The organism is Pseudonocardia sp. Ae717_Ps2 (assembly GCF_001932475.1).
Classification (GTDB): domain Bacteria; phylum Actinomycetota; class Actinomycetes; order Mycobacteriales; family Pseudonocardiaceae; genus Pseudonocardia.
On the sequence record NZ_MCIS01000001.1, the window covers coordinates 4,483,315 to 4,497,662 of the forward strand.

At 72.3% G+C, this 14,348-nt stretch carries 12 protein-coding genes and 2 tRNA genes; 5 read left to right on the forward strand and 9 right to left on the reverse strand.

The annotated features are described in order from the left end of the window. Window positions 1–86: 86 nt before the first annotated feature. The 3 genes from Ae717Ps2_RS20635 to gltX form a co-directional block, all read right to left on the reverse strand. Window positions 87–153: transfer RNA gene (locus Ae717Ps2_RS20635), tRNA-Glu, on the reverse strand. Between the two features lie 109 nt (window positions 154–262). Continuing rightward, window positions 263–334: transfer RNA gene (locus tag Ae717Ps2_RS20640), tRNA-Gln, on the reverse strand. Window positions 335–389: 55 nt separating this feature from the next. Beyond that, a complete protein-coding gene (gene gltX, locus Ae717Ps2_RS20645; protein ID WP_075333785.1) occupies window positions 390–1,868 on the reverse strand; it encodes a glutamate--tRNA ligase in 1,479 nt (492 codons plus the stop codon). A gap of 122 nt (window positions 1,869–1,990) precedes the next feature. Here gltX and Ae717Ps2_RS20650 point away from each other — a divergent pair, with 122 nt between their 5' ends. Beyond that, window positions 1,991–2,299: an EthD family reductase gene (locus Ae717Ps2_RS20650; protein WP_020625275.1), complete on the forward strand. Its 309-nt coding sequence runs from the start codon at window positions 1,991–1,993 to the stop codon at window positions 2,297–2,299. Between the two features lie 43 nt (window positions 2,300–2,342). On the opposite strand, the gene Ae717Ps2_RS20655 is transcribed toward Ae717Ps2_RS20650, so the two are convergent. Beyond that, window positions 2,343–3,383 (reverse strand): 3-isopropylmalate dehydrogenase, encoded by a 1,041-nt coding sequence (locus tag Ae717Ps2_RS20655; RefSeq protein WP_020625276.1) that lies wholly within the window; start codon window positions 3,381–3,383, stop codon window positions 2,343–2,345. Between the two features lie 242 nt (window positions 3,384–3,625). On the opposite strand from Ae717Ps2_RS20655, the gene Ae717Ps2_RS20660 reads away from it, so the two are divergent. After that, the gene (locus tag Ae717Ps2_RS20660; protein ID WP_075312899.1) at window positions 3,626–4,636 is read left to right on the forward strand and encodes an LLM class flavin-dependent oxidoreductase; all 1,011 of its coding nucleotides are present in this window, start codon (window positions 3,626–3,628) and stop codon (window positions 4,634–4,636) included. Window positions 4,637–4,664: 28 nt separating this feature from the next. On the opposite strand, the gene Ae717Ps2_RS20665 is transcribed toward Ae717Ps2_RS20660, so the two are convergent. The 5 genes from Ae717Ps2_RS20665 to Ae717Ps2_RS20685 form a co-directional block, all read right to left on the reverse strand. Then, complete coding sequence (locus tag Ae717Ps2_RS20665; protein ID WP_020627336.1) at window positions 4,665–4,925, reverse strand: hypothetical protein; 261 nt, start codon at window positions 4,923–4,925, stop codon at window positions 4,665–4,667. Window positions 4,926–5,010: 85 nt separating this feature from the next. Next, on the reverse strand, window positions 5,011–6,621 hold the full coding sequence (gene serA, locus Ae717Ps2_RS20670) for a phosphoglycerate dehydrogenase (RefSeq protein ID WP_075310674.1): 1,611 nt from the start codon (window positions 6,619–6,621) through the stop codon (window positions 5,011–5,013). Between the two features lie 259 nt (window positions 6,622–6,880). After that, window positions 6,881–7,885 (reverse strand): ketol-acid reductoisomerase, encoded by a 1,005-nt coding sequence (ilvC, locus tag Ae717Ps2_RS20675; protein WP_075310672.1) that lies wholly within the window; start codon window positions 7,883–7,885, stop codon window positions 6,881–6,883. A 54-nt stretch (window positions 7,886–7,939) separates the two neighbouring features. Continuing rightward, window positions 7,940–8,449, reverse strand: a complete 510-nt coding sequence (gene ilvN / locus Ae717Ps2_RS20680; protein WP_060712994.1) for an acetolactate synthase small subunit — start codon at window positions 8,447–8,449, stop codon at window positions 7,940–7,942. Continuing rightward, window positions 8,446–10,242: an acetolactate synthase large subunit gene (locus tag Ae717Ps2_RS20685; RefSeq protein ID WP_233147791.1), complete on the reverse strand. Its 1,797-nt coding sequence runs from the start codon at window positions 10,240–10,242 to the stop codon at window positions 8,446–8,448. The genes ilvN and Ae717Ps2_RS20685 overlap by 4 nt, the downstream gene beginning before the upstream one ends. A 426-nt stretch (window positions 10,243–10,668) precedes the next feature. Here Ae717Ps2_RS20685 and Ae717Ps2_RS20690 point away from each other — a divergent pair, with 426 nt between their 5' ends. The 3 genes from Ae717Ps2_RS20690 to Ae717Ps2_RS20700 all read left to right on the forward strand — a co-directional run bounded on the left by Ae717Ps2_RS20690 (window position 10,669) and on the right by Ae717Ps2_RS20700 (window position 14,304). Continuing rightward, a complete protein-coding gene (locus tag Ae717Ps2_RS20690) occupies window positions 10,669–11,217 on the forward strand; it encodes a PH domain-containing protein (RefSeq protein ID WP_075333786.1) in 549 nt (182 codons plus the stop codon). A 178-nt stretch (window positions 11,218–11,395) separates the two neighbouring features. Next, window positions 11,396–13,237: a dihydroxy-acid dehydratase gene (gene ilvD, locus Ae717Ps2_RS20695; protein WP_020627342.1), complete on the forward strand. Its 1,842-nt coding sequence runs from the start codon at window positions 11,396–11,398 to the stop codon at window positions 13,235–13,237. Window positions 13,238–13,305: 68 nt separating this feature from the next. Beyond that, window positions 13,306–14,304, forward strand: a complete 999-nt coding sequence (locus tag Ae717Ps2_RS20700) for an aldo/keto reductase (protein WP_075310668.1) — start codon at window positions 13,306–13,308, stop codon at window positions 14,302–14,304. Window positions 14,305–14,348 lie beyond the last annotated feature (44 nt).

Consider the following 14,348-nt stretch of genomic DNA (forward strand, 5'->3'; position numbering starts at 1 on the left):
CCGACCGGCTCCCCGGGCTGCTCGGCGCGACCTGACCCGGACACGACGAAGGCCCCGCTCCGGAGAGCGGGGCCTTCGTGGAGTAGTCCCGACGGGATTTGAACCCGCGCTACCGCCTTGAGAGGGCGGCGTCCTAGGCCGCTAGACGACGGGGGGGGGGGGGGGGGGGGGGGGGGGGGGCCTAGGCCGCTAGACGACGGGACCTTGGACGAGACCGTGCCGATTGTCAGAAATCGTCATTCCGAAGAAGTCGCGATTTCCGCTGGGGTACCAGGACTCGAACCTAGACTAACTGAACCAGAATCAGTCGTGCTGCCAATTACACCATACCCCATCGAAAAGCGGGCCTCGTTCCGGAGCGAGGCCCGCTCTCCGTTGATGTCAGTACTCTAACCCATGCTCCGGGAGCGTCGGACACCGGCCCCCAGGCGGGCGAGCGACCGCTCGCGGCCCAGCAGCTCCATGCTCTCGTAGAGCGGGGGGGACACCGTGCGGCCGCTGATCGCGACGCGGACGGGGGCGAACGCCTTCCGCGGCTTGAGCTCCAGACCGTCCACGAGCGAGGTCTTGAGCGACTCCTCGATCGCGGGGGCCGACCACTCCGGCAGGTCCGCGAGCCCGGCGACCGCGGCCTCCAGCACCGGGGCCGCGTCGGAGCCGAGGTTCTTCGCGGCGGCGTCGTCGTCGGGGGTGAAGGCCTCCTCGTCGCGGAAGAGGAAGGCCAGCATCCGGGCCGCGTCGGACAGGACCTGGCTCCGCTCCTGCACCAGCGGCGCGGCGGCGGCGAGCACCGAGCGATCGGGGTCGGTGATCCCCTCGGCCGCGAGGTAGGGCACGACCCGCTCGGCGAAGTCGTCGGGGGCGAGCAGGCGCAGGTGCGCGGCGTTGATCGCCTCGGCCTTCTTCAGGTCGAAGCGGGCGGCGTTGCTCGACACCCGGGACACGTCGAAGGCGGCGACCATCTCGTCGAGGGAGAACACGTCGCGGTCCTCGGCGATCGACCAGCCGAGCAACGCGAGGTAGTTGAGCAGCCCCTCCGGTACGAACCCGCGGTCGCGGTAGTGGAACAGGTTCGACTGCGGGTCCCGCTTGGACAGCTTGCGGCTGCCCTCACCGGTGACCAGCGGGAGGTGGGCATAGGTGAAGGGGCCGTGGCCGATGCCGACCCGGGCCAGCGCCTCCAGCAGCGCGATCTGCCGCGGGGTGGACGCCAGCAGGTCCTCCCCGCGCAGGACGTGCGTGATCTCCATCAGCGCGTCGTCGACCGGGTTGGTCAGCGGGTACAGCGGCGTGCCGTCACCACGGGCCAGCACGAAGTCGGGCACCTGCCCGGCCTTGAACGTGATCTCGCCGCGGACGAGGTCGGTGAAGGTGATGTCGTGGTCGGGCATGCGCAGCCGGTAGACCGGCGCCCGGCCCTCGGCACGGAAGGCGGCGCGCTGCTCGTCGGTGAGGTCGCGGTCGGCGTTGTCGTAGCCGAGCTTCGGGTCGCGGCCCGCGGCGCGGTGCCGGGCCTCGATCTCCTCGGCGCTGGAGAAGGACTCGTAGACCTCCCCGCCGTCGATCAGCCGGCGCAGCGCGTCGGCGTAGACCTCGCCGCGCTCGCTCTGCCGGTACGGCCCGTGCGGACCGCCCTTCTCGACGCCCTCGTCCCAGTCGAGGCCGAGCCACTCCAGCGCGTCGAGCAGGGACCGGTAGGACTCGTCGGAGTCACGGGAGGCGTCGGTGTCCTCGATCCGGAACACCAGTGCCCCACCGTGGTGACGGGCGTGGGCCCAGTTGAACAGGGCGGTGCGGATGAGACCGACGTGCGGGGTACCGGTGGGCGACGGGGAGAACCGCACCCGGACCTGGGCTGGAGTACTCATGGTCGGTCCAGCGTATCGACCCCGTCCGGAGGGGTGGTGCACGCGGGCGCCGGATGGGCCAGGGTGGAGGGTGCCGCGGCGCAGCGAGGCGCCGCACGACGCCCCCTCAGGAGGGAACACCCGTGTTCCAGCTGACCGCCCTGTACAACCACCCCGAGGACGCCGCCGCGTTCGACAAGCACTACGACGAGGTGCACGCCCCGCTGGCGAAGAAGATCCCCGGCGTGGCCCGGGTCACCGTCTCCCGTCCGGTCCCGGGGCCGGACGGCGCGCAGCCGCCGTACCACCTCGTGGCGGTCCTGGAGTTCCCGGACGCCTCGGCGTTCCAGGCCGGGATGGGCGGCCCCGAGGGCCAGGCCGCCGTCGCCGACCTCGACAACTTCGCCGGGGCCGGGGTGACCCTGCTGACCGGGCCGTCGAACCAGGTCTGAGCCGGTGGGTGGCCGCCGGGACCCGGCGGCCACCCGTACCGCGTCAGTTGGTGGCGACCTCGCGGCTCGACACGAGCGCGGCGAGCCGGTCCCCGATCGACGACGTGTTGCCGGTCGCCGCGTGGTCCCGGGTGGCCAGGTCGAACGCGACCGCGGCCTCGATGCGGCGGGCCGAGTCGCGGTCGCCCATGTGGTCGAGCAGCAGCGCGACCGACAGCACGGCGGCCGTCGGGTCGGCGATGCCCTGGCCCGCGATGTCCGGGGCCGAGCCGTGCACCGGCTCGAACATCGCCGGGTGGGTACGGCTGGCGTCGATGTTGCCGCTCGCCGCGAGGCCGATGCCGCCGGTGACCGCCGCCGCCAGGTCGGTGAGGATGTCGCCGAACAGGTTGTCGGTGACGATCACGTCGTACCGGCCCGGGTCGGTGACCAGGTGGATCGTGGTCGAGTCGACGTGCTGGTAGGCCACCGACACCTCGGGGTACTCCAGCGACACCTCCTCGACGATCCGCGACCACAGCGCGCCGGCGAAGGTCAGGACGTTGGTCTTGTGGACCAGCGTCAGGTGCTTCTTCGGCCGCCGCTGGGCGCGGGCGAACGCGTCGCGCACGACCCGGTCGATGCCGAACGCGGTGTTCTGGCTGACCTCGGTCGCGATCTCGTGCGGGGTGTCCTTGCGGAGCAGGCCGCCGGTACCGACGTACGGGCCCTCGGTCCCCTCGCGCACGACCACCAGGTCGATCTCCGGGTTGCCGGCCAGCGGGCCGCGCACCCCCGGGTAGAGCCGCGCGGGGCGCAGGTTCACGTGGTGGTCCAGCTCGAAGCGCAGGCGCAGGAGCAGGCCGCGCTCGAGGATGCCGCTGGGCACCGACGGGTCGCCGACAGCGCCCAGCAGGATCGCGTCGTGCTGCTTGATCTCGGTCAGCACCGTCTCCGGGAGCAGCTCGCCCGTGGAGTGCCAGCGGGCGGCACCGAGGTCGTACTCGGTCGTCTCCACGTCGCGGGCGACCTCGCCCAGGACCTTGAGTGCCTCGTTGATCACTTCCGGGCCGATGCCGTCACCGGGGATGACCGCAAGGCGCATGACCTCGTCCTCTCGTCGTACTGCTGGCCGCACGCTACCGCCTGCCGACGCAGGGTCATCGTTCGGCCACCCACTGGGGTGGTCCCGTCCGGGTGAGGTGTGCGCCGCACGCGGTCGGAGTACCCCCGACACACGGCCGTTCCGGGGACACCGGCGCGTGTCGAGGGGTGCGACGACGACCGCGACGGTCACCCGTCCGGGTGACGGGGAAGAAGCGCGACGACGGCGTCGTTGCCCCGGACGTGCCCACGCCCGACCGCCCGCTGCGTCGCCTCGGCTTCCTCACCATCGGCTCCTTCGACGGCGACGACCCGCGCCCCGGACACGAGACGACCCTGGAGATGATCGCCCTGGGCGAGCGTCTGGGCTTCGACTCGGCCTTCGTCCGGCACCGTCACCTGCAGTTCGGCATCTCCTCGCCGGTCGCGGTGCTCGCCGCGGCGACCCAGCGGACCTCACGGATCGAGCTCGGGACGGCCGTGGTCCCGCTCGGCTGGGAGAACCCGCTGCGTCTCGCCGAGGACCTGGCGACCGTCGACGTGCTCTCCGGCGGCCGGCTCAACCCGGGCGTCTCGGTCGGGCCGCCGATGCAGTGGGAGCACGTGCGGGACGCGCTCTACCCGGACACCGCCGACGTCGAGGACTTCGGCCGCGAACGGGTGTCGAGGCTGCTGCGCCTGGTCCGCGGGGAGCGGGCGAGCACCTTCTCCGGGACGGTCGGGATCGAGTCCTTCTCCGAGCGGGTGCAGCCGCACTCCCCCGGTCTGGCCGGACGCATGTGGTACGGCGCGGGCAGCGACTCCTCCGCCGTCTGGGCCGCGGAGCAGGGGCTCAACCTGCTCACGAGCAACGTGGTCCGCAGCGGCGGGGAGAGCGACTTTGCCGCGATCCAGTCCCGGCAGATCCGCGCCTACCGCGCGGCGAACCCGGCGGGACGGGTGTCGCAGGGGCTGGTCGTCGTCCCCACCGACTCCGCGACGCCCGCCCAGCGCGAGCGCTACGCCGCCTACGCCCGGGAACGCGACGCCAGGGTCGGCGTCCCGCAGGGCCCGGCCGGGCTGCTGTTCGCCCGCGACCTGGTCGGCACCTCCGCCGAGATCGCCGAGCGTCTGTGGGCCGACGCCGGGTTCCGGGAGGTCGACGAGGCGGTGTTCGCGCTGCCGTTCGGCTTCCCGCACGACGACTACGTCCAGATCGTCACCGACATCGCCGGCGCGCTCGGACCGGCACTGGGCTGGACCCCGCGCGGCTGACCCGCCCCGGCGGGCGGCCGCCCCGGGCTCAGTGCCCGGCGCGCGGCAGCGACCGGCGGGCCCGCACCCGGCCCGGCGCCTCGATCAGCCCGACGAGCGCGGCGAGGACCACGAGCATGCCGGGGCCGATCGTCATCGTCGCCGACGGCGGCCCGGTCACGATCGCCATCACCGACACGACGTAGGGCACGGTCAGCGACAGCCCGGTGACGAACCCGACGCCGAGCAGCACCAGGCACGCGACGCCGATCGCCGCACCGGCCAGCACCAGCGCCCGCAGCCAGCTCACTGGAGTACTCCCTCTCGACGTGGCGAGCGGACACGATCCCACGCCGGGCCCGGCCGGCACAGGTCCGTTCCCGCGATCCGGGACGTCAGTCGTCGAAGGAGATCAGCCGGATCGTCCGGGCGCCGACCGAGGCGCCGATCGGCTCCAGCACCGCCGGGTCGATCTGGCGGTCCACCCGCAGCAGCATGATGGCGTCGGTGCCGTCGGTGGTCTGCGAGATCTGGGCGGCCTCGATGTTGACCGCGGCCTCCCCCAGCAGCGACCCGACCCGGCCCATCACGCCGGGGCGGTCGGCGTACTCCAGCAGCACGACCTCGCCCTCGGCGCGCAGGTCGAAGTGCCGTCCGTTGATCTCGACGAGCTTCTCGACCTCGGCACGGCCGGTCAGGGTGCCGGACACGGTGACCTTCTCGCCGTCGGGCATGGCACCGCGCAGCTGCACCACGCTGCGGTGGTTGGCGCTCTCCGGACTGGTGGTGATCTCCACGGCGACCCCGCGCTCCTCGGCGAGCTGCGGCACGTTCACGAAGGTCACCTGGTCCTCGACGACGTGGGTGAACACCCCGCGCAGCGCGGCCAGGCCGAGGACCTGGACGTCCTCGCTGGCCAGCTCGCCCGCGACGTCGACGGTGACCGAGGTCGGGGTCCGCCCGGCGACGGCGTGCAGCGTGGTGCCCAGCTTCTGCACCAGCGGCAGCCAGGGCCGGACCTCCTCGCCGACGGCGCCGTGGATCTGCACGTTGACCGCGTCCGGCACGAACTCCCCGGCAAGCGCCAGCTGCACCGAGCGGGCCACGTCGGTCCCGGCCCGGTCCTGCGCCTCGGTGGTGGAGGCACCCAGGTGCGGGGTGACGACGACGTTCTCCAGCTCGAACAGCGGGCTGGACGTGGTCGGCTCGGTGACGTAGACGTCGATCCCGGCGCCACCGACGTGCCCGGAGCGGACCGCCTCGGCCAGGGCGTCCTCGTCGATCAGGCCACCGCGGGCGGCGTTGACGAGGAGCACCCCGGGCTTGGTGAGCGCGAGCTGGTCCTTGCCGATGAGCCCGAGCGTCTCCGGGGTCTTCGGCAGGTGCACGGTGATCATGTCCGCGGTGCGGAGCAGGTCGTCGAGGTTCAGCAGCTCGATGCCGAGCTGGGCGGCGCGCGACGGCGCGATGTAGGGGTCGTAGGCGACCAGCGTCATGCCGAACGCGGCGAGGCGCTGCGCGACGAGCTGCCCGATCTTGCCGAGACCGACGATGCCGACGGTCTTGCCACCCAGTTCGACCCCGCCGTAGGACGAGCGCCGCCACTCGCCGGACCGCAGCGCGGCGTCCGCCGCCGGGATGTGGCGCGCGGTCGCGAGCAGCAGCGCGATGGCGTGCTCGGCGGCGGAGACGATGTTGGAGGTCGGGGCGTTGACGACCATCACCCCGCGCGCGGTGGCGGCGGGGACGTCCACGTTGTCCAGGCCGACCCCGGCACGCGCGACGACCTTGAGCCGGCCGGCCGCGGCCAGCGCCTCGGCGTCGACCCGGGTGGCGGACCGGACCAGGAGCGCGTCGGCGTCGGCGAGTGCCGCCAGCAGGGCCGGACGGTCGGTGCCGTCGACGCGGCGGATCTCGACGCCGTCACCGAGCAGCTCGACGGCGGAGGGCGCGAGCGTCTCCGCGAGCAGGACGACGGGACGGTGGTCGGTGGCTGCGGTGCTCACGGTGTGCGAGTGCTCCCCGAGGTCGGTGCGCGAACGTCGACCATCCTAGGACCGCGCGGGCCGTCGCGGACCGGGACGGACGGACGGGTCGTCGCACGGCACACCCCGAACGCGCGAAACCCCCGCCCGGTGTCGCCGGTACGGGGGTTTCGCGTCGCCTGGTCCGGATGGGTGCGTCCGGACCCGGGCATCCGCGGGCCGTCTGGGGCCCGGGCGGATTCATCCTGCCGGACGCGTCCGGCAGAGGGTCATACGAGGGTCACTTGGCCTTCTCGCCGACCCAGCTCATCAGGCCGCGGAGCTTCTCGCCGACCTGCTCGATCGGGTGCTCGGCGCCCTGCTGCTGCAGCTTGGTGTAGTTGCCGCGGCCGGCCTCGTCCTCGGCCACCCACTCGCGGGCGAAGGTGCCGTCCTGGATCTCGCCCAGGATCTTCTGCATCTCGGCCTTGACCGCGGGCGTGATGACGCGCGGGCCGCGGGTGAGGTCGCCGTACTCGGCGGTGTCGGAGATGGAGAAGCGCTCGTTGGCGATGCCGCCCTCGTACATGAGGTCGACGATCAGCTTGAGCTCGTGCAGGCACTCGAAGTAGGCGATCTCCGGGGCGTAACCGGCCTCGGTCAGCACCTCGAAACCGGTCTGGACCAGCGCGGCGGCACCGCCGCAGAGCACGGCCTGCTCACCGAACAGGTCGGTCTCGGTCTCCTCCTTGAAGGTGGTCTCGATGACGCCCGCGCGGGCACCGCCGATCCCGGCCGCGTAGGAGAGCGCGAGTGCCTTGGCGTTGCCCGAGGCGTCCTGCTCGACGGCGATCAGGGCGGGGACGCCCTTGCCGTCGACGAACTGGCGGCGGACCAGGTGGCCCGGGCCCTTCGGGGCGACCATGGCGACGTCGACGCCTCCCGGGGGCTTGATCAGCTCGTAGCGGATGTTGAAGCCGTGCCCGAAGAACAGCGCGTCGCCGTCCTTCAGGTTCGGCTCGATGTCCTGGGCGTAGATGAAGCGCTGCTTGGTGTCGGGCGCCAGGACCATGATCACGTCCGCCCAGGCGGAGACCTCGGCCGGCGTGCCGACCTCGAGCCCCTCGTCGGCGGCCTTCTGCCGGGACTTGGAGCCCTCGGGCAGACCGATCTTCACCTCGACCCCGGAGTCACGCAGCGACAGCGAGTGCGCGTGCCCCTGGGAGCCGTAGCCGATCACGGCGACCTTGCGGCCCTGGATGATCGACAGGTCGGCGTCGGCGTCGTAGTAGATGTTGACACTCATGGCTCTGGGACGGTTCCTCTCAGGGGGTGTGTAGCCGTCGGCTACGCGGTCTGTCTAACGGACGGCCGCGGCGGTGATGGACCGGGGGCCGCGGCCGACGGCCACCATCCCGGACTTCACCATCTCGCGGATCCCGTAGGGCTCCAGCATGCGCAGGAGCGCGGTGAGCTTGTCGGCCGAACCGGTGGCCTCGACGGTCAGTGCCTCCGGCGAGACGTCGACCACCTTGGCGCGGAACAGCTGCACGGTCTCGACGACCTGGCTGCGCACCGTGGCGTCGGCCCGGACCTTGACCAGCAGCAGCTCGCGCTGCACCGAGGCGTCCGGCTCCAGCTCGACGATCTTGATGACGTGCACCAGCTTGTTGAGCTGCTTGGTGACCTGCTCCATCGGGAGCTCGTCCACCTCGACGACGATCGTCATCCGGGAGACGTCGGGGTGCTCGGTCGGGCCCACGGCGAGGGAGTTGATGTTGAACCCGCGCCGGGAGAACAGCCCGGAGACCCGGGCCAGCACGCCCGGCTTGTCCTCGACCAGGACCGAGAGGGTGTGGAGCTCGCTCACTTCTCGCCCTCCAGGGCCTGCTCGGTGACATCGGCGACCGCGTCGACCGAGGCGGCCAGCTCGTCGTGCTCGAACTCCGGCCGGATGTCGCGCCGGACGTTGATCTCGTCGTTGCTCATCCCCGCGGCGACCATCGGCCACACCTGGGCGTCGGCGCCGACGACGAACTCCACGACGACCGGCCGGTCGTTGATCTCCATGGCCTGGTGGATGACCCGGTCGACGTCGGACTTGGACTCGACCCGCAGCCCCTCGCAGCCCATCGCCTGCGCGAGCATCGGGAAGTCCGGGATGCGCAGCTTGTGGGTGTTGAGGTCGGTGTTGGAGTACCGCTCGCCGTAGAACAGGTTCTGCCACTGGCGGACCATGCCGAGGTTGCCGTTGTTGATGACGGCGACCTTGATCGGGATGCCCTCGATCGCGCAGGTGGCGAGCTCCTGGTTGGTCATCTGGAAGCAGCCGTCGCCGTCGATGCACCAGACGACGGTGTCCGGCGCGCCGACCTTGGCGCCCATCGCGGCCGGGACCGCGTAGCCCATGGTCCCGAGCCCGCCCGAGTTCAGCCAGGTCCGCGGCTTCTCGTACTTGACGAACTGGGCGGCCCACATCTGGTGCTGGCCGACCCCCGCGGCGTAGATCGCGTCGGGCCCGGCGATCGCGCCGATCCGCTCGATCACGTACTGCGGGGACAGCGCACCGTCGCTCGGCTCGTCGTAGCCGAGCGGGTAGCGGTCGCGCAGCCCGCCGACCTGCTTCCACCAGGAGGACAGGTCCGGCTCGCCGTGCTCGGCGCGGTCGGCACGGACGGCCTCGACCAGGTCGGCCAGGACCTCCTTGCAGTCCCCGACGATCGGCACGTCGGCGCGCCGGTTCTTGGAGATCTCGGCCGGGTCGATGTCGGCGTGGATGATCTTCGCCTCGGGGGCGAAGCTCTCCAGCTTGCCGGTGACCCGGTCGTCGAACCGGGAGCCGAGGGCGACCAGCAGGTCGGCGCGCTGCATCGCCGCGACCGCGGCGACGGTGCCGTGCATCCCGGGCATGCCCAGGTGCAGCGGGTGGCTGTCGGGGAACACACCGCGCGCCATCAGGGTGGTGACGACGGGCGCCCCGGTCAGCTCGGCCAGCTCCCGAAGCTCTTCGGCGGCCTCGGCCTTGAGGACGCCGCCGCCGACGTAGAGCACCGGCTTGGCCGACTCGCGGATGAGCCGGGCGGCCTCGCGGATCTGCTTGCCGTGCGGCCGGGTCGTCGGCCGGTAGCCGGGCAGCTGCAGCTCCGGGGGCCAGGAGAACGTGGTCTGCTCCTGCAGCACGTCCTTCGGGATGTCCACCAGGACCGGACCGGGCCGGCCGGTGGACGCCAGGTGGAAGGCCTCGGCGATCGCGCGCGGGATCTCCGTCGCGTCGGTCACCAGCATGTTGTGCTTGGTCACCGGCATGGTGATGCCGGTGATGTCGGCCTCCTGGAAGGCGTCGGTGCCGATCAGCGGCCGGGTCTGCTGACCCGTGATGGCCACCAGCGGCACCGAGTCCATGTGCGCGTCCGCGATCGGGGTGACCAGGTTCGTGGCCCCCGGTCCGGACGTCGCCATGCAGACCCCGACCTTGCCGGTGGCCTGCGCGTAACCGGTCGCAGCGTGTCCGGCGCCCTGCTCGTGGCGGACGAGGATGTGACGCACCTTCGTCGAGTCCAGGAGCGGGTCGTAGGCGGGCAGGATCGTCCCGCCGGGCAGCCCGAAGACGACCTCGCAGCCGATCTCCTCGAGCGAACGCACCAGGGACTGGGCGCCGGTCATGGGCTCGTCCACGATCCGCGGACCGGGGACGGCAGTGTCGGCGAGCGCAGAGGTGTGACTGCGGGACGTCGTGGTGCCGGCCGGAGCGGCGGACCGGCCGGGCGGCGGGCCCGGCTTCGGGCCGGACGAGCCGGACTTGGCGGGGACGGTGGTCATCTGGGTCTGCCTCGCTGGAGATCGTGTCGATCAGATGCCGGACATGGGCTGGACATGAAAAAAACCCCCGCCGCCCGGTTGCTCCGGGCGCTGCGAGGGTGAGCGCGTCGTCGTTCGAGATGGTCGAACTCAGGCGACGACGCGCCCAAGAAGTACGAGAATTCGAACGGCGAACATGCGTCGACGCTAGCACGCGTCCCACGGACGGAGTCAAACGACCCCACCCGTCCGGGCCGCCGTCACCCCGCCCCCGTTTGCCACACTGGGGTCGTGAGCAGCACCGACGACCACGCCGTCCCCGCCGACACCACCTCCGCCGCCGCGCCGCGGGCCACGGCGGCGTCCCAGCAGGTGGACAGCGAGCTGGCGTGGACCCCACGGGTCCGCGACGAGGGCCGCAAGCTCCGCGTGGGCTCGCGCGCGCTGGTGTTCAAGCCGAGCCGGCTGACCATCTTCGCCATCCTGGTCGCGGTCGTCGGGTCGACGCCGCTGGTGTTCAGCCTGCCGTGGTTCTGGGTCGTGCTCGTGCTCCCGGTGGCGGCGATCGCCTGGATCCTGCGGGTCCGCACCACCGTGGACCCGGAGACGCTGACCGTGCGCAGCGCGTTCTCCTCCCGCACCGTGGACTGGGACGACGTGCGCGGTCTGCGGATCGGCTCGCGCTCGCGGGTCAGCGCGGTGCTGGGTGAGGACGACGACCTCGTCCTGCCCGCGGTGCACGCACGCGACCTGCCCGCGCTCTCGGTCGCCAGCGGCGGCCGCTTCGCCGACCCGGCCGCGATGACCGAGCCGGAGGAGGACCCGGCCGAGGGTCACTGACGACACCGACGCCCGTCGCGGGGCGTACGGTTGCGGGCGATCGGCCCGCCGGCCGACGGGACGCGACCCGCCCCGCCGCCGTCGCGCCGCACCCCGGGCGGCTCGCGCCCACGCTCCGCGACGCGCCCACCGGGGTCCCCTCACGAACCACCACGGAAGACCCGGCTGGAGAAGACCGATGCCCGCCCTGCGTTCCCGCGTCACCACCCACGGTCGCAACGCCGCCGGAGCGCGTTCGCTCTGGCGCGCGACCGGCATGGGTGACGACGACTTCGGCAAGCCGATCGTCGCGATCGCCAACTCCTACACCCAGTTCGTGCCCGGCCACGTGCACCTCAAGGACATGGGTGACCTCGTCGCGGGCGCGATCAAGGAGGCGGGCGGGGTCGCCAAGGAGTTCAACACGATCGCCGTCGACGACGGCATCGCGATGGGCCACGGCGGGATGCTCTACTCGCTGCCCAGCCGCGAGATCATCGCCGACGCGGTGGAGTACATGGTCAACGGCCACGCGGCCGACGCCCTGGTCTGCATCTCCAACTGCGACAAGATCACGCCGGGCATGCTGAACGCCGCGATGCGGCTGAACATCCCGACCGTGTTCGTCTCCGGCGGGCCGATGGAGGCCGGCAAGGCGGTCGTCGTCGGCGGCGTCGCGCAGGCCCCCACCGACCTGATCACCGCGATCTCGGCGTCCGCGTCGTCGGAGGTGGACGACGCCGGCCTGGCCGAGGTCGAGCGCTCGGCCTGCCCGACCTGCGGGTCCTGCTCCGGGATGTTCACCGCGAACTCGATGAACTGCCTCACCGAGGCCCTCGGGCTCTCGCTGCCGGGCAACGGCTCCACCCTCGCCACCCACGCCGCGCGCCGCGAGCTGTTCCTGAACGCGGGCCGCACCGTGATGGACCTGGCGACCCGCTGGTACCGCGACGACGACGCCTCCGCGCTGCCCCGCAACATCGCCACCCGCGAGGCGTTCGAGAACGCGATGGCCCTCGACGTCGCGATGGGCGGCTCCACCAACACGGTGCTGCACATCCTGGCCGCCGCCCAGGAGGGCGAGATCGACTTCGACCTGGCCGCGATCGACGCGATCTCCCGGCGGGTGCCGTGCCTGTCCAAGGTCGCGCCGAACTCGGACTACCACATGGAGGACGTCCACCGGGCCGGTGGCATCCCCGCCCTGCTGGGCGAGCTGTGGCGGGCCGGGCTGCTCAACACCGGGGTGCACGCGGTGCACTCCCCCTCGCTGGAGCAGTGGCTCACCGAGTGGGACATCCGGTCGTCGGCACCGTCGGAGACCGCGATCGAGCTCTACCACGCCGCGCCGGGCGGGGTCCGGACCACGCAGGCGTTCTCCACCGAGAACCGCTGGTCGAGCCTCGACACCGACGCCGCGGGCGGCTGCATCCGCGACATCGAGCACGCCTACTCCGCCGACGGCGGCCTGGCCGTGCTGCGCGGCAACCTCTCGGTCGACGGCGCCGTGATCAAGACCGCGGGCATCCCCGAGGACATCTGGGAGTTCGAGGGCCCGGCCGTGGTGCTGGAGAGCCAGGAGGAGGCCGTCTCGGCGATCCTCAAGAAGGAGATCAAGCCCGGCGACGTGCTGGTCATCCGCTACGAGGGCCCCGCAGGCGGGCCGGGTATGCAGGAGATGCTGCACCCGACCGCGTTCCTCAAGGGCGCCGGGCTGGGCAGGGTCTGCGCCCTGATCACCGACGGCCGGTTCTCCGGTGGCTCGTCGGGCATCTCGGTCGGCCACGTCTCCCCCGAGGCGGCCGCCGGCGGCACGATCGGCCTGGTCGAGAACGGCGACCGGATCCGGCTCGACGTCCGCGCCCGGTCCCTGGAGCTGCTCGTCGATCCCGAGGTGCTCGCCGACCGGCGCGCCAAGATGGAGTCCTCCGAGCGGCCGTGGCAGCCCGTGGACCGGCAGCGCGTCGTGTCGAAGGCGCTGCGCGCCTACGCCCACATGGCGACCAGCGCCGACACCGGGGCGGTCCGCCGCATCCCCTGATCCGCACGTCACGACGGCCCCGGTCCGCGCCCTGCGGACCGGGGCCGTTCGCGTCTAGGTTGATTGGCATGGCTACCGGAACCGGCCTCGGAACCCGTCGACTCGGCGATCTCACCGTCTCCGCCCAGGGCCTGGGCTGCATGGGCATGAGCCAGGCCTACGGCGACACCTCCGACCGCGCCGAGTCGATCGCGACGATCCACCGCGCCCTCGACCTGGGCGTCACCCTGCTCGACACCGCGAACGTCTACGGCGACGGCGCCAACGAGGAGCTCGTCGGCGCCGCGATCGCCGACCGGCGCGACCGCGTGGTCCTGGCCACGAAGTTCGGCATCACCCGCGACGCGGACGGCAACCAGGGCGCCCGGGGCGACGCCGCCTACGTGCGGCAGTGCGTCGAGGAGTCGCTGCGGCGCCTGCGCGTCGACCACATCGACCTGTACTACCAGCACCGGGTCGACCCGGACACGCCGATCGAGGAGACCGTCGGCGCGCTCGTCGGGCTGATCGAGGAGGGGAAGATCCGCCACTACGGCCTGTCCGAGTGCGGCGCGGACACGCTGCGCCGCGCGCACGCGGTGCACCCGCCGGCCGCGGTGCAGTCGGAGTGGTCGCTGTGGACGCGTGACATCGAGCGCTCCGTCGCGCCCACCTGCGCGGAGCTCGGTGTCGGCATCGTGCCGTTCTCCCCGCTGGGCCGCGGCTTCCTGACCGGCGCGATCACCTCGACCGGCCAGTTCGGCGAGGGCGACATGCGCCGCGGCCTGCCCCGCTTCTCCGAGGAAAACCTGGCCGCCAACCTCGCGATCGTCGACGCGCTGAAGGCCGTCGCGCAGCGCCGTGGGGTCACCGCCGGGCAGCTCGCGCTGGCCTGGGTGCAGAGCCGCGGGGAGCACGTCGTCCCGATCCCGGGCACCAAGCGCCGGACCTACCTGGAGCAGAACGTCGAGGCGGCGACGCTGGAGCTGACCGCGCAGGAGCTCGCCGAGATCGAGGCCGCCGCACCGGCGTCCGCGGTCGCGGGCGAGCGCTACCCGGAGCACCTGCAGCGCAACGTCGGGCGTTGACCCTGCGATGACTCTGCGATGTTTGCCCGTTTCCGAGGAAGGAC

What these genes read in the sequence shown, in the direction of transcription:
- gltX (WP_075333785.1), bottom strand. Translation starts at nt 1,868, where the DNA reads ATGAGTACTCCAGCCCAGGTCCGGGTGCGGTTCTCCCCGTCGCCCACC.
- Ae717Ps2_RS20655 (WP_020625276.1), bottom strand. Translation starts at nt 3,383, where the DNA reads ATGCGCCTTGCGGTCATCCCCGGTGACGGCATCGGCCCGGAAGTGATC.
- ilvC (WP_075310672.1), bottom strand. Translation starts at nt 7,885, where the DNA reads ATGAGTGTCAACATCTACTACGACGCCGACGCCGACCTGTCGATCATC.
- Ae717Ps2_RS20685 (WP_233147791.1), bottom strand. Translation starts at nt 10,242, where the DNA reads ATGACCGGCGCCCAGTCCCTGGTGCGTTCGCTCGAGGAGATCGGCTGC.
- ilvD (WP_020627342.1), top strand. Translation starts at nt 11,396, where the DNA reads ATGCCCGCCCTGCGTTCCCGCGTCACCACCCACGGTCGCAACGCCGCC.
- Ae717Ps2_RS20700 (WP_075310668.1), top strand. Translation starts at nt 13,306, where the DNA reads ATGGCTACCGGAACCGGCCTCGGAACCCGTCGACTCGGCGATCTCACC.